Annotated in this window: 10 protein-coding genes and 1 tRNA gene; 9 read left to right on the forward strand and 2 right to left on the reverse strand. The window is 44.3% G+C overall.

The genetic code is table 11. The annotated features are described in order from the left end of the window. The first annotated feature begins 280 nt into the window (after window positions 1-280). From QXD64_06875 to hypD, 9 genes are all read left to right on the forward strand, one after another. Window positions 281-421: transfer RNA gene (locus tag QXD64_06875), tRNA-Lys, on the forward strand. A 42-nt stretch (window positions 422-463) separates the two neighbouring features. After that, entirely contained in the window at window positions 464-715 is a 252-nt protein-coding gene (locus QXD64_06880; protein MEM3397033.1) for a DNA-directed RNA polymerase subunit H, read from the forward strand. A 10-nt stretch (window positions 716-725) separates the two neighbouring features. Continuing rightward, window positions 726-4,427, forward strand: coding sequence for a DNA-directed RNA polymerase subunit B (locus QXD64_06885; protein MEM3397034.1), 3,702 nt, complete (start codon window positions 726-728; stop codon window positions 4,425-4,427). 5 nt (window positions 4,428-4,432) lie between these two features. Further along, window positions 4,433-7,246, forward strand: coding sequence for a DNA-directed RNA polymerase subunit A' (locus QXD64_06890; protein MEM3397035.1), 2,814 nt, complete (start codon window positions 4,433-4,435; stop codon window positions 7,244-7,246). Between the two features lie 2 nt (window positions 7,247-7,248). Continuing rightward, a complete protein-coding gene (gene rpoA2, locus QXD64_06895; protein ID MEM3397036.1) occupies window positions 7,249-8,571 on the forward strand; it encodes a DNA-directed RNA polymerase subunit A'' in 1,323 nt (440 codons plus the stop codon). A 2-nt stretch (window positions 8,572-8,573) separates the two neighbouring features. Continuing rightward, entirely contained in the window at window positions 8,574-8,861 is a 288-nt protein-coding gene (locus QXD64_06900) for a 50S ribosomal protein L30e (protein ID MEM3397037.1), read from the forward strand. A gap of 2 nt (window positions 8,862-8,863) precedes the next feature. Continuing rightward, window positions 8,864-9,289 carry a NusA-like transcription termination signal-binding factor gene (locus tag QXD64_06905; GenBank protein MEM3397038.1) on the forward strand — a complete coding sequence of 142 codons (426 nt, stop codon included), beginning with the start codon at window positions 8,864-8,866 and terminating at the stop codon, window positions 9,287-9,289. A 3-nt stretch (window positions 9,290-9,292) separates the two neighbouring features. Further along, a complete protein-coding gene (gene hypA / locus QXD64_06910; protein MEM3397039.1) occupies window positions 9,293-9,670 on the forward strand; it encodes a hydrogenase maturation nickel metallochaperone HypA in 378 nt (125 codons plus the stop codon). Between the two features lie 23 nt (window positions 9,671-9,693). Next, the gene (hypD, locus tag QXD64_06915) at window positions 9,694-10,770 is read left to right on the forward strand and encodes a hydrogenase formation protein HypD (protein ID MEM3397040.1); all 1,077 of its coding nucleotides are present in this window, start codon (window positions 9,694-9,696) and stop codon (window positions 10,768-10,770) included. A gap of 25 nt (window positions 10,771-10,795) precedes the next feature. Here hypD and QXD64_06920 read toward each other — a convergent pair whose 3' ends face one another. Then, window positions 10,796-13,402 carry an aldehyde dehydrogenase family protein gene (locus tag QXD64_06920; GenBank protein MEM3397041.1) on the reverse strand — a complete coding sequence of 869 codons (2,607 nt, stop codon included), beginning with the start codon at window positions 13,400-13,402 and terminating at the stop codon, window positions 10,796-10,798. Further along, window positions 13,351-14,484, reverse strand: coding sequence for a hypothetical protein (locus QXD64_06925; GenBank protein ID MEM3397042.1), 1,134 nt, complete (start codon window positions 14,482-14,484; stop codon window positions 13,351-13,353). The genes QXD64_06920 and QXD64_06925 overlap by 52 nt, the downstream gene beginning before the upstream one ends. Between the last annotated feature and the right edge of the window lies 1 nt (window position 14,485).

Below are 14,485 nucleotides of genomic sequence, written 5' to 3' on the forward strand. Positions count from 1 at the left end.
GATATATTTTTTTAGTTCGGACGATATATGGACTTGTTGTGTTGACATTCCATCCCCTCTGGTTGATTTTAGAGCGGGGATGGATTTTTTTCTATTCAAACTTTCTATGAACTTTCCGAAGTCATGAAATGACCGTAATCTTTATTTACTTCCACCATTGTGGTAGGGGCAATGCGAAATTTTATTTTGGAAGGTGGCAGGGCCATCTCTATGCACCCCGTCGCAACAAATAAATATAACCTCAATGTAAGCCCAAAAACCTTCACAATATCCCACTCAAGGGCCTGTAGCTCAGCTAGGTTGAATCCTGATGGAAATCCCTCACGGATTCCTAGAAAGAGCATCTGGCTTTTAACCAGGTGGTCTGGGGTTCGAAACTCCATCTTACTTTGCAGATGGAGCGAAAGTCCCCACAGGCCCGCTTCCTCTCTACCATATTCAATTCCAGAAAAAAGGTGATAACATGGCAGAATTTAACATATTTGAACATGAATATGTGCCAGAGCACTACCTCGTCGACAGGGAAGAGGAAAAGGCAATTCTAAAGCAACTGAAGCTCACTAAGGATCAGCTCCCAAGAATAAAAAAGACAGATGCAGCAATTCTTGCTCTTGAAACCATAACCGGAGAGATCGAGCCAGGAAGGATAATAAAGATTGTGAGGAGAAGTAGGACTGCGGGTGTGTTTGTAGCCTATCGGGTAGTAGTCGTGTGAGGTGGAACCAATGCGTGAATTTATTAGAGCATACATAAAAGAAAGAGGGCTTGTGAACCATCATCTATCATCGTTTAACGAGTTTCTGCCAACAGCAGACAATCCCAGAAGCAGAATGCAAAAGATAGTTGATGAACTTAGATTGTCAGATGACCCGAACGAAAGAGGCATAATCCGCCTAGAAGGCGCGGAAGACATTTTCATCAGAGTAGGAAGGAAGACTAACCCAGATGGCACACCCGGAAGAAATACGATTCATGTCACACTGCCGGAAGTTAAAGAGGCGGATGGCTCTAAACACATCATAACTCCCATGGAGGCACGACTCAGAGGACTTTCCTACATGGCAGATGTGGAACTTGAGTTCACGGTAGTAGAAGGAGGAGTAGAACACGCAACAGAAAGAATTGTGATTGGGCAGATACCTATAATGGTGAGATCAAAGCTCTGTAGCATTCACCGCGATAACATTCTCCGAACTTATGAAGAACTGTTCAAGCATGAACTTGCTGAAAAGAAGGAAAACTTTGGAGAACTGAGTGACGAAGAATACAGACATCTTGTAGAGAAGCTGGGTGAGGACCCATATGACCAAGGAGGGTATTTCATAATCGGTGGGAATGAAAGGGTTTTGATTTCAATGGAGGATTTGGCACCGAATAAAGTACTTGTTGAGTACAATGAAAGGTACGGAGCCAAAACGGAGACTGCTAAGGTTTTCTCACAACGTGAAGGTTTCAGAGCACTCACCGTGGTTGAAAAAAGAAAAGATGGCATTCTGAATGTGACGGTACCTTCTGCTCCTGGTCCAATTCCGATTGCAGTCCTGATGAAAGCACTTGGCATTGATAATGATAATGAAATTGCAAATGCAATTCTCTCAGAACTTGCATACTCAGACGATCCAGAAGTAAACAAAATCAAGCACATGATTTATGTGAACATTGAAGAGTGTTATGACTCTGAGAAATATCCGCCGAATGGAATTGCTACAACTGAGGATGCAATTCTATACTTCGAACGGAAATTTGCAACAGGACAGGCAAAGGAATACAGAGAGAAGAAGGTAGAAGCAATTCTGGACCACTCTCTGCTTCCCCATCTAGGGACCACAAAGGCGGATAGAATCAAGAAAGCCCTCTATCTGGGGAGAATGGCAAGAGAAGTTATTGAACTAGCACTCAATCGTAGGAAGGAAGACGATAAGGACCACTACGGAAACAAAAGAATCAAACTATCTGGTGACCTGATGGAAGACCTGTTCCGTACTGCATTCAACCAACTGATGAAGGACCTAAAATATCAACTTGAAAAAAGTTATAGCAGGAAAAAGGACCTTAGAATTGGCTCGTCAATTCGACCAGATCTCCTAACTCAACGAATTCTTCACGCACTGGCTACCGGAAATTGGGTTGGGGGAAGGTCTGGTGTATCTCAGCTGCTTGATAGAACTTCGTACATAAGTAGTGTTAGCCACATGCGACGCGTTGTCTCACCACTAACAAGAAGCCAGCCGCACTTTGAAGCTAGAGACCTACACGCTACGCAATGGGGAAGACTATGCCCAAATGAGACCCCTGAAGGACAGAACTGTGGCCTGGTAAAAAATTATGCACTTACAGTAGATATTTCTGAAGGTGTAGATGAGCATGAAGTTATTGCCACGCTTGAACAGTATGGCTTGATTCCATTCAACCAAATGTCTGAGCGGCTTGCCCATATGGACAAGAAGGACATAAATCGTCTCACGAGAGTGTATGTGAACGGAAACTTTGTAGGAGTGCACTCAAATCCACAAGAACTTGTGAAAGAAGTAAGAACCAGAAGGAGGAGCCAGAGATTATCCTATAAGCTTGGTGATCGCTCCCATGAGGTCAACATTTATTTTGACGTTGAAATGAATGAAATCTTCGTGAACTGCGATGAGGGAAGGCTTCGGCGTCCCTTGATTGTCGTAGAAGATGGAAAAACAGTTATAACAAACAGAGAGTTGGAAGAACTGGAGGCAGGAAAAAGAGATTTCTCCTCTCTGATTAGGGATGGTTTTGTAGAATGGCTTGATGCAGATGAGGAGGAAAATGCCTATATCGCGGTCTATGCTTACGATGTCCCAAGACAGTGCCCCAAGTGCAGCAGGTTTCTTTCTAGAAATGATGTCAAGTGGATCAACATGGGATTGGATGATAAACAGATAAAATTAAGATGCGAATATTGTGGTGCTACATTCACTGTTCAATCACTTCTAACGAATGAACACACGCATCTGGAAATAGACCCTCTTTGCATTCTTGGTATTTGCACAGGCCTGATTCCATATCCCGAGCATAATTCTACGCCTAGAAACACAATGGGTTCTGCAATGGCGAAACAGAGTTTGGGCTTGAATGCAGCCAACTATCGTGGTAGGCCGGACACCCGTGGTCACATTCTTCATTATCCACAAATACCGCTCGTGCAGACAGAGGTACTTAAATATGTGAATTTTGATAAGAGGCCTGCTGGTCAGAATTTTGTAGTTGCAGTTATAAGTAGAGAGGGTTACAACATTGAAGATGCAGTAATTCTGAACAAAGCAGCAGTGGACAGGGGACTTGGAAGAAGCACATTCTTTAGAACATATAGAACAGAGGAACGCAAGTATCCAGGTGGACAGGAGGATAAGTTCGAGTGCCCGAGTTCTGAAGTGGTCGGAGCAAGACCTGATGAGGCGTATGCAAATCTAAGTGAAGACGGTTTGATTTTCCCAGAATGTGCTGTGAAAGAAGGAGACATTCTTGTTGGCAAAACTTCCCCACCAAGATTTCTGGAGGAAGATGCAGAACTTCTCACACCTCAGAAAAGAAGGGAGACATCAATTACTGTCAGAGCAGGCGAACATGGATGGGTTGATACAGTGTTTCTTACGCTCTCTGAAAATGCAACCAAGCTAGTTAAGGTTAAGGTGAGAGACGAAAGAATTCCAGAATTGGGTGATAAATTTGCGTCAAGGCATGGGCAAAAAGGAGTAGTTGGTCTCATTTATCCTCAGGAGAACATGCCCTTCACACCTGATGGTATTACACCAGACCTGATTATTAACCCCCATGCAATTCCCTCACGAATGACTGTTGCTCATGTGCTTGAAATGATTGGAGGCAAAGTTGGGAGCATGGAAGGTAGGTTCATCGATGGCACTGCATTCAGTGGTGCGAAAGAGGAAGCTCTGAGGCAGGAACTGGTCGCAATGGGATTCAAGCATACAGGTAGAGAGGTAATGTATGATGGTCTCACTGGGAAGAAAATAGAGGCGGATATTTTTGTGGGTGTGATTTACTACCAAAAACTGCACCACATGGTTGCAGGCAAGCTACACATGCGTTCTAGAGGTCCTGTGCAGATTCTCACTAGACAGCCCACAGAAGGAAGGAGCCGTCAGGGAGGTCTTAGATTTGGAGAGATGGAGAGAGATACCCTAATAGGCCATGGGACTGCGATGGTGATTAAAGACAGATTGCTGGACGAGTCAGATGGCACAGTTCAGTATGTATGTGGGAATCCAAAATGCGGGCACATTGCTCTAAAGGACATGAAGACAAACATCCTTAAATGTCCAGTTTGTGGAAATACTACTACAATCTATCCAGTGCAGATGAGCTATTCATTCAAACTAATGGCTGATGAACTTCTTTCGCTCGGAGTCGTAATGCGACTCCAGTTGGAGGACATGAGGTGAATACCATGCAAAGGATTGGTGTCTCAAAAAGAATTGGAAACATAAAGTTTGCAATTCTCTCGCCAGATGAAATAAGGAGGATGAGCGCAGTTAAGGTGATTTCTGCGGACACTTACGATGACGATGGCTACCCAATTGACCGGGGCTTAATGGATACCAGGATGGGTGTGATTGAGCCAGGGTTAAGATGTAAAACCTGTAACGGTAGAGTGGATGAATGTCCAGGCCATTTCGGGCACATTGACCTAGCAATGCCAGTAATCCACATTGGCTATGTGAAGGAGATAAAAAAATTCCTACAGTACACCTGTTCAATTTGTGGAAGAGTGCTTCTTTCAGAGGATGAAATAAGATTGGTAAAAGAGATGAAGAGCAAGCAAGAGGCATTTGGTGAAAAAGCCGACTTTGTGTCATTGCTCAGGTCTCTCAGAATTGAACCAAGGCAAATCTGTCCCCATTGTAAAACCGAACAGAAAAAAATCACGTTGGATAAGCCCACGACTTTCCGTGAAAATGGAGTAAAAATTACCCCAAAAGACATCCGAGACAGATTGGAAAGAATTCCAACGGAAGACCTGGAAATCCTAGGAATGAACCCAGAAACTGCTAGGCCTGAATGGCTTGTGCTCACTGCCCTGCCAGTACCACCTGTCACAGTTAGACCTTCGATTACACTGGAATCGGGAGATCGTTCTGAAGATGATTTGACCCATAAGCTTGTTGATGTCCTTAGAATAAACCAGCGACTGCGTGAAAATAGGGACATAGGTGCACCTCAGCTAATTGTTGAGGACCTATGGGAATTACTCCAGTACCATGTAACTACTTATTTTGACAATCAGACCTCTGGCATTCCTCCTGCAAGACACCGTTCTGGAAGACCTTTGAAAACAATCGTCCAGAGATTGAAGGGCAAGGAAGGTAGATTCCGTTCAAATCTTTCAGGCAAAAGAGTAAATTTCTCCGCAAGGACTGTAATCTCTCCAGACCCCAATCTCGGTATCACTGAGGTAGGTGTTCCTGAAGAGGCCGCAAGAGAGTTAACCGTGCCCCTTTATGTCACTCCATTCAATGTGGAGGTGGCTAAGGAATTTGTTAAACGGGGTGCAAATCCTGAAAACGTAGACGGAAAATATGTGCCTGGTGCAAACTATGTGATTTCACCTGAAGGCAGAAGAATTAAAATTACCGAAAAAAACAAAGCTAATTTGTTGGAACAGCTCAGCCCTGGGTGGATCGTAGAACGCCAGCTAATGGATGGTGACATCTGCCTATTCAATCGTCAACCATCATTGCACAGAATGTCCATGCTTTGTCATGAAGTGAGGGTGATGCCACATAAAACCTTCAGATTCAACCTCTGTCTCTGTCCGCCTTACAACGCTGACTTTGATGGCGACGAAATGAACCTACATGTTCTCCAGAGTGAGGAAGCAAGAGCAGAAGCAAAGATACTGATGAGAACACACGAACACATTCTCTCACCGAGATTTGGTGCACCAATCATTGGACCAATCCATGACCACATTACTGGCTCATTTTTGCTCACCTACAAAAATCCACAGTTTACGAGAGAAGATGTGAACTTCATATTCATGAGGATGCCAGAAACACCAATACCACCCCCTGATTTGAAGAAAGAACGAGAAATATGGTATGGAAAGAGCTTGTTCAGTATTGTACTTCCATCAGACCTGAATCTTTCATTTAGGGCTTCTATATGCCAGAAATGCGATGAATGCAAGAAGGAGAAATGTGACATTGATGCCTATGTGAAAATAAAGGATGGAAAATTGGTTTGTGGTGCAATAGATGGAAAGGGTATCGCTGTAGGTAAGGGCAAGATTCTAGACAAAATTGCTAGGGACTATGGAACTCTCGCTGCCAAGGAGTTTCTGGAAAAGGTGACAAGGCTTGCAATAGGAGTAATTACTCTCCGTGGCTTCACTACTGGCATTTCTGATGAGGATATACCAGAGGACGCAAAGAACGAGATTCGAAAAGTACTGGAAAATGGAAAGAAAGAGGTAAATGAAATTGTGAACAAGTATCTCAATGGCACTCTCGAGTTGCTGCCTGGTAGGTCTCTGGAGGAAACGCTTGAAGTAGAAGTTATGAGAGTATTGGGCAAGGCAAGAGATGAAGCTGGGAAAATAGCGGGTAAGTACCTTGGTATTGGAAATTCCGCAGTGTTGATGGCGAAGAGTGGTGCAAGAGGTAACATGCTTAACCTCACCCAAATGAGTGCAGCACTTGGACAACAAGCAGTTAGAGGCGAAAGATTGTTTAGAGGTTACTACATGAGAACCTTACCGCACTTTAAGAAGGGGGACCTTGGTGCTGAGGCACGAGGGTTTGTTGAGTCCTCTTATAAGTCGGGACTTAAACCTACAGAGTACTTCTTCCACAGTATGGGTGGTAGAGAATCACTTGTGGATACAGCGGTGCGAACCTCTCGCTCTGGTTACATGCAAAGAAGGTTGATTAATGCTCTGGAGGACCTGAAGGTCATGGAGGACAGAAGTGTGCGGAACACGGCAGGTATGATTATCCAGTTCAGATACGGAGAAGATGGGATAGACCCAGCAAGAAGTGTCCAGGGAAATGCGATTGATGCTGTTGACATGTTCATGGAGCTTCTAGGAGGAAAGGAGAAGAAAGCGCTTGAAGAATTTGGGGAAATAGAGACGGGAACATTGAATTATGGAGAAGTAGATAGAGACATACTGTTTGCAGAGGAAGACCTTGAAGTGGAGGAGGAGGAAGGTGAGGAAGAATATGAGGAATATGAGGAAGAGGGCGAAAGAGAGGGTGATTAAACATGGTCACAAGGAAGAAGCAAACAACATTAAAAAGCGGAAAAAAAGGAACAGAGCAGAAAGTAGAAGTTAAGGTCATAGAAAAAGTGCCAAAGCTTACAGAGATGGAGAACAGAGTTCTGAAGGTTTCACAAAAGTATGAGAAAGAGTTCAATTTTTCGCTTCCTCTGAAGGTAATTCAGGACATTGCAAAGGTCCTTTCTCAGTCAGGCACCAAGCCCAACGAGAAGCTGATCTCTGCAATAGTAAAAAAGGCATATCAAAATGTTGAGTCAAGATTAGTAGACCCCCATGAGTCCGTGGGAATTGTTGCAGCACAGTCGATAGGTGAACCGGGTACGCAAATGACACTTAGAACCTTCCACTATGCAGGTGTAGCAGAAATGAATGTTACGCTTGGATTGCCTAGATTAATTGAAATTCTAGACGCTAGAAGAACGCCGAGTACACCTGTGATGACAATTTACCTGAAAAAAGAATATGCAAACGACATAGAGAAAGTGAAAGAAATTGCCTCTAGAATTGAGACCACCACTCTGATCGATGTGTGTGATTTGGAGACGGACATCATAAACATGAAACTTCGTGTGCGACCAAAGGGTGAGAAACTAGTAGCTAAGGGAATCGAAAAGAGCAAATTGGTCAAGGAGTTAGATAGATTTGACGATTGCGAAGTAAAAGAGGAAGGCGAGGATATTGTGATCTCCCTTAAAGTCAGTGATGAGATTAAGACTCCCTACAGAAGATTGATGGTGTTGATCGAACAGATAAAGGGATTGAAACTTGGTGGGATTGATGGCATTGTTAGAGCATTGATAAAAAAAGACACAGATACGCAGGAGTATGTGATTTATACAGAAGGCACGAACTTGAGAGCAGTGCTTCAGCTCCCAGAAGTTGATGTGACTAGAACCATTACAAATGATGTGCTTGAAATTTATGATGTGCTTGGAATTGAGGCGGCGAGAACTGCGATAGTCCGTGAGACCTCAAAGACACTAGATGAGCAAGGGTTGAATGTAGACATCAGACATCTTATGCTGGTCGCAGATATTATGACAAACGATGGGGAAGTGAGAGCGATTGGAAGACATGGTGTTTCGGGTAGAAAGTCATCTGTGCTTGCGAGAGCTGCATTCGAGATAACCTCCACCCATCTGCTCAGAGCGGGTTTGACAGGCGAAGAAGATCCGCTGGATGGTGTGGCTGAAAATATCATTGTAGGGCAACCAGTAACATTAGGGACTGGTGCGGTGCATCTGGTGTATAAACCACCTGAAATCGACAAAAAAGGAAAGGAAAAGAAAGGTAAGAAGGAGGAGTAAACATGCTGGAAAACTCTTTAAGATTAGCGGTGCAGACCGGAAAAGTGGTGTATGGACATGATAGAACTGCGAAAATGGCAAAGGAGAAAAAGGTGAAGCTGATTGTGGTTGCTAGCAACTATAACGAAGACCGCGAGCTGGTTGAGAAAAACAGCTACAATGGTGTTCCAGTTTTACGCTTCAGTGGGACAAATGTCGAGTTAGGAAGAATCTGCGGAAAGAAATTTGCGGTGAGTGTGCTGGGGATAATCGATCCAGGTAATTCCAACATACTCAACGAGAAGGCGTGAGCATGGGAGAGATTTCGTTTGATTCCGACACATTGCGATATATTTCACTATTTGAAAATTTGACACATGCCAGGGTCAAGGACTGCATTGCGCTCGAGGACAGAGTAATTTTTATCATTGAGCCGGGGGATGTGCTAAAGGCGATTGGAAAGAAGGGAGAGCATGTTCTTCGGCTTAAGGAGATTATTAAGAAAAACATCCAGGTGATTGAATTTAACACAGACCCCCTTACATTTGTAAAAAATGTGTTCTATCACTACGGTGTTGAGAGCGTCGAAATCGAGATGCGAGGCAACATAAAACATGCATCAGTAAAAGTTAAGCCAGAAATGAAGGGAAAAGCGATAGGAAAGGAGGGTAGAAACCTTAAGGTATTCAGGGACATAATCAACCGTTATTTTGACATTCAGAGCGTGAGCGTGGTATAACCAATGCATGAGTTTTCTGCAATGCAGAGCATCGTGAACACAATTCTAGAAAAATTAAAGGAGTATAGGGTTGAGAAAGTCGATAAGGTTGTTTTAGAAATAGGAAAATTGACATTCCTGGGAAAGGAGCAATTGAAGTTTGCATTTGATGTGCTAACTGCAGAAACGCTGTTGAAAGGTGCAGAATTAGAAATTGTAGAAATTGAACCAGAGATTGAGTGCGAAAAATGTGGGTATATGGGTGGATTGGTTTTTGAAGAGCATGAAAGCTATCATCTGATGTTGCCCGCGTTCAAATGCCCTAAATGCAATGGCAATGTGAAGGTTGTGCGCGGCAAAGAATGTATAATAAAAAGTGTGGAAATGAATGTCGAAGATTGAAAACATAGAAATGGAGGCACAGCATGTTTCGGCTTGAGGATAGAAGAATCGCGGATAAAATTGTTGAAAAGTTGAGAAAGATGGAACTTAACATTACCATAATGCATGTTTGTGGTACGCACCAGGATACACTAGTTAAACATGGATTGGACATACTTTTTAGAGACGTTGGTGTGGATGTGCGACAGGGGCCCGGGTGCCCTGTCTGTGTGACTACACCTGTGGAGATTGAGGAAGCTTTGTGCTTGGCAAGGCATGGGAAAACAATTGCTGTTTTTGGAGATATGGCAAGGGTGCCCTCAAAGACAGGTTCTTTGTTGCAGGCAAGAGCAGATGGCTGTGATGTTAGGATTGTTTATAGTATAGACGATGCTCTTAAAATCGCAGAGAAAGGAAAGGAGGTCGTGTTCATAGGTATTGGTTTTGAAACCACAGCACCATCTACTGCTGTAGCGTTGCTTAATGCTAGAATTGATAATTTCTCAGTACTCTCCTGCCATAGAACTGTGCCACCAGCACTTGAAGCCCTTATAAAAATGGGAGAAACGAAACTTCAGGGTTTAATTGAACCTGGGCATGTGAGCACAATTATTGGACTTGAGCCATACAAAAAACTTGCTGTAGAATTCAAAATCCCACAGGTGATTGCTGGGTTTGAACCATTGGACCTTATGATGGGTGTTTACATGCTAGTGGAGATGATTGTGGAGGGTAGGGCTGAGGTGAAAAATGAGTATTCCAGAGTGGTTCGTGCTGAGGGAAATTTAAAGGCAAAAGAAGTTATGAAAGAGGTGTTTGTACCCACTGATGTGAAATGGCGGGGTTTCCCAGTTATTCCAAAAAGTGGACTTGAAATTAGTGATAAGTATGCGCAATTCAATGCAAGGAAAAAGTATGCCGACATCCTGAGCGATGTGTATTGCCAGGAATTTGAGGAACCAACTGGTTGCAGATGTGCAGAAGTTTTGCGTGGCCTTTGCGAGCCCAGAGATTGTCCATTTTTTGGAACTGCTTGCACACCAGAGCATCCGGTGGGGCCATGTATGGTAAGTTTTGAGGGGGGCTGTGCGATAGAGTGGAATTATAGAGGAAGAAAGTAAGTTAATGCTTGTTTGGTTTTGCTACTCACTGATTCACGACACGCTTTATCTTGCCCAACCGTGTTTTCTCAAATTGGGGTTCATTTGAGATTTCTAAGCTGAATTGCTCAATCCAGCCCTTCTCTAGTCCCATCCTCAACTCTTCAATGTTCTCAAGCATTGTTTTTCGCAATGTCTCTGGCTCGCACACACCACGAACTTTCAAGTAAATTGCCTTTCCACTTACAACAATCTGGAACTGTACATCTTCTGTCTTTAACACATTCCTCAGTACTTCTTCTACCTCAGAGGCATGGAACCTGATATTTCCTACCATCACAAGCTCATCCACCCTTCCTGCCAATCTGAAGGTTTTTCCTCTATAACCGCATTCACATTCTTCTTCTAGCCACTCGCCTCTATCACCTGTTCTGTACCTGATGATTGGTGTGGCTCGTCTGTAGAGCGGTGTCACAATAATCTCAGAATTCTCAATTTCAACGAGCACATCTGGAAGGCAGTGGTGCACCCCCTCTCCCTTCAAAGGGCAGGGAAATGCAATTGGTCCTGTGTCAACACAGGCATAGCCAGCACTTCTTATTTTAACATCAGGTAGCATCCGTATAATCATTTCCTCATCTGCCTTTGGAAATGCCTCCCCAGCATAGAAAATTTTTCTGACGCTCCCTAACTTAGCCAGATTTCCTGTCTCCTTTGCCGCCTGGAAAATTTTAGTTATGTTTGCTGGCATCCCCATAACTGCAGTAACCTGGAACTTTTCTATCAAATCAATTGCCTTGCTTTCTTCAATCTCCCCACCCAGAGGCAGCACAGTGCAGTTAACCAGGAGCAGTGCCTCGTTTACAGCAAGAAAGCCAGACCACAATTTACCAGGGATGAAAAGGTTTAGAACCCTATCTTCTGGGTCAAGTCCTGCATGCAAAAGCCCGTATGCAAGCAGTTTCGCAGAGTAGTGGAATTCCTCGTTGGAATAAATGCCGTACTTTGGTGCACCAGTTGTGCCTCCGCTGGAAAACAGGTAGCCGCTTACCGCCCTGCTCAGCAGCCCCTCTCCGTTTGGTGGAAGATTGAGGCGGACATCCTCTCCAGTTAAGTAAAAATCCTCGCCCTCAAACTTTGAGTAAAACCTTGTGTTTGTTTTCGCAAATCTGAGAAGTTCTTTTTTACGAAGTTTAGCAATCTCTTCATCGTAGCAAAGCAGAGAACTTCGCACATTCTGCTTGAGTGCCTCCTTTCTGTCCAGTCCATCTGCAGAACCCCATCTCAGGAGTTGGGCAATCTGGAAAACCCCATCATGTGGTGAGCCATTTGTGGATGTGAGAGCCATGCCCATTGGCACGACCTTGGTCATCCCTGCCTTCAGGAGTGCAATGGCATAATTTTGCCGCACCTTCTCGCTCCCGTACACGCTGCATGTCTGGAGGCCTTCTCTGTATCTACCTAGCATTTCAAGGAAATGTTCAAAATTTTTGTATGGCTTTACAATGAGGAATCTGCCGAGTGGACATGGCGTAATCTCCAGCCCTTCGTCAAAAACCACATGCCATTTGCCAGAATGTGAGCGAGCAAATCTTTTTCTGCCTTTCAGAAGTTCCCCTACCTTATACAGTTCAAATGTCCTCAAACTCTCAACATAGTCATCATCAGTGGCTTCGCTCCTCGGGAGTGTTTTCTCAAGTGCTTCCAGCTCCGATGCGATTGCCTCAATCAGCCCCTCCAATTTTTCAGAGCCAGCATCTGGCACAAAGAGGTTCTGGGGGCTGGCACAGGATGCCTGGTCAAAAATGGCAACATCCCTTGCAATCCGCCTTGCAATATCTGGAATGTTTTCTTCCCTCCAATCCTCCGGTGCAACTACCGCAACACCAATTTTTGGACCGAAGCCCATGAACCTTGTGGTGTAGGGCAATTTGCTGGAGTAGAACCGCATTGCCTCGTCTCCGCCATAGGCAAGAACTGCCTCGCATCTGGTCTTGAGCAGATTGAGGGTTTCCACCTCATCTCGCTCGATGTTCAGCATGCAGAAGGCAGAGGAAATTATGCCTTCCTCGTCAAGCTCCCGCATTTTTTTTGCGAAAAGCAGAGGGAAGTAGACATTGTCGCTGCTCAGTCGCACAATCGGGACATTCTTTGTGATAAGAATTGCAGCAAATGTGTCGATGGTTGAGAGGAAGATGTTACCTGCTGGAACAAAAAACACAACACCGAGCGGTGCTGCATGAACCATTCCCTCATAACCTAGCTTTTCAACAAAACCATCGAGGACTTCAACTGAACCAATTTCATTTCGCACCCGCTCTGCCATTCCCTCATAACTCAGAATTTCCTCAAGGTAGGTAAAACAGAGTTCAATCATGGCTCTGGATAACTGGAGTTCCTTTTCAAGCTCCGGGATTATTTTTTCCTTCTCCTTCAGAAGCTCGCTGCCAGTTTTTGCAAGAAGTTTCAGAATTTGCTTTGCCGGAATTTGCTGCAGTTGCATACCCTTCTTCCTTGCAGTTGCAATTATTTCCTCGATTTCTGCCTGGCCGAACCTTCTTACTTGCTCCAACTTTCCGAACAGATAGTTTTCCCGCTCCATCATGCTCCCTCCTTCAAGGTCTCCATCGCCTTGAATGCGCAGCCCTTCCACTTTGTTCTTCCCGCCCTCCCTGTGATTTTAAGAATGTATCCAGGTCTTCCGCAGGTACAACCCTCCTCCACCACACCATAGTCAGTTGAGAGCACGGAAAGAACTGGATAGGCAAAATGGTAAGGCGTGTAAAAGTGCAAGAGACCCTGCTCTCCTAGCTCTAGCATTGAGAGATCACCCGGATTTCTGGCAACCACCCTTGAATAATTAGGAATGTGAAGATTTCCCTCCTCGCAGTCGAGATAGGGAATTCCATGTTCTACAAATCCGAAGGAATCACGCAATTGCGAAGGTTTAATTCCAAAAAACTCAGAAACCATTTTTCTGAACTCAGGCTTCTCAATTTTCTTGTCCTCAAAGGTTTTCCAGCCCCCGCCTGTAAGCAGCATGGAATCCTTGTGAAGCGGCAATCTTGAATATCCCATTTTCCTCAACTCTTCTATCGTAATTATGAGATGGGCTGGGAATCCGCAGATTCGCAAAGGCACATTTTCACCTGCAAATTCCACAAGCTTCTTTGCTGTTTCCTCTGGAGAGAACACGAAGCCCTTTTCCTCACCGTTCCACTGGATTGCGTAGAACTTGCTCCGTATCTTCGTGAACCTTGTATTGGATTCATCACTGAAGGCAGTGCCCAGGTCCTTTGCATAATTGGGGTCGTAGGAAAACAGGAGGTAATTGCACTCTGTTTCTGTGGCAACCACGCCCATTTCATCGTGGATTCTCCATGCGATGTCTAGAATTCGGCGGAGCGTGATTTCATCAAGGTAGGTTTTGGTCTTCAGACCGCCAGTTCCAGAAGAGGTGAGAGTCAGCTTTATTTTTTCCTCTGGTAGAAACTTGAAGTCATACATTTTGAGACAGGAAACAAAGACATAGGGAAGAGAGTAAATGTCCTCAAAATTTCTGAGATTGCTAGGAGTAAAGCCCTCATGCTCACATATCAATCTGTAGTGCGGTGAGTGCTCATACATGAACTCAAAATTCTCCTTCATTGCCCTGAAAAACAGTTCATCTGCTTTGCTCCCTGTTTTGAAAGCACCATACTCTATCAATTCATCAATTGCCATTTTTTCGCTCATT

This window comes from Thermoplasmata archaeon, from assembly GCA_038874435.1.
Lineage (GTDB): Archaea > Thermoplasmatota > Thermoplasmata > Lutacidiplasmatales > SKW197 > SKW197.

Bases quoted from the DNA above. Each gene is read 5' to 3' on its own strand.
- QXD64_06885 (MEM3397034.1), top strand. From the start codon at position 726: ATGCGTGAATTTATTAGAGCATACATAAAAGAAAGAGGGCTTGTGAAC.
- QXD64_06905 (MEM3397038.1), top strand. From the start codon at position 8,864: ATGGGAGAGATTTCGTTTGATTCCGACACATTGCGATATATTTCACTA.
- QXD64_06925 (MEM3397042.1), bottom strand. From the start codon at position 14,484: ATGAGCGAAAAAATGGCAATTGATGAATTGATAGAGTATGGTGCTTTC.
- rpoA2 (MEM3397036.1), top strand. From the start codon at position 7,249: ATGGTCACAAGGAAGAAGCAAACAACATTAAAAAGCGGAAAAAAAGGA.
- QXD64_06880 (MEM3397033.1), top strand. From the start codon at position 464: ATGGCAGAATTTAACATATTTGAACATGAATATGTGCCAGAGCACTAC.
- QXD64_06900 (MEM3397037.1), top strand. From the start codon at position 8,574: ATGCTGGAAAACTCTTTAAGATTAGCGGTGCAGACCGGAAAAGTGGTG.
- QXD64_06890 (MEM3397035.1), top strand. From the start codon at position 4,433: ATGCAAAGGATTGGTGTCTCAAAAAGAATTGGAAACATAAAGTTTGCA.
- hypD (MEM3397040.1), top strand. From the start codon at position 9,694: ATGTTTCGGCTTGAGGATAGAAGAATCGCGGATAAAATTGTTGAAAAG.
- hypA (MEM3397039.1), top strand. From the start codon at position 9,293: ATGCATGAGTTTTCTGCAATGCAGAGCATCGTGAACACAATTCTAGAA.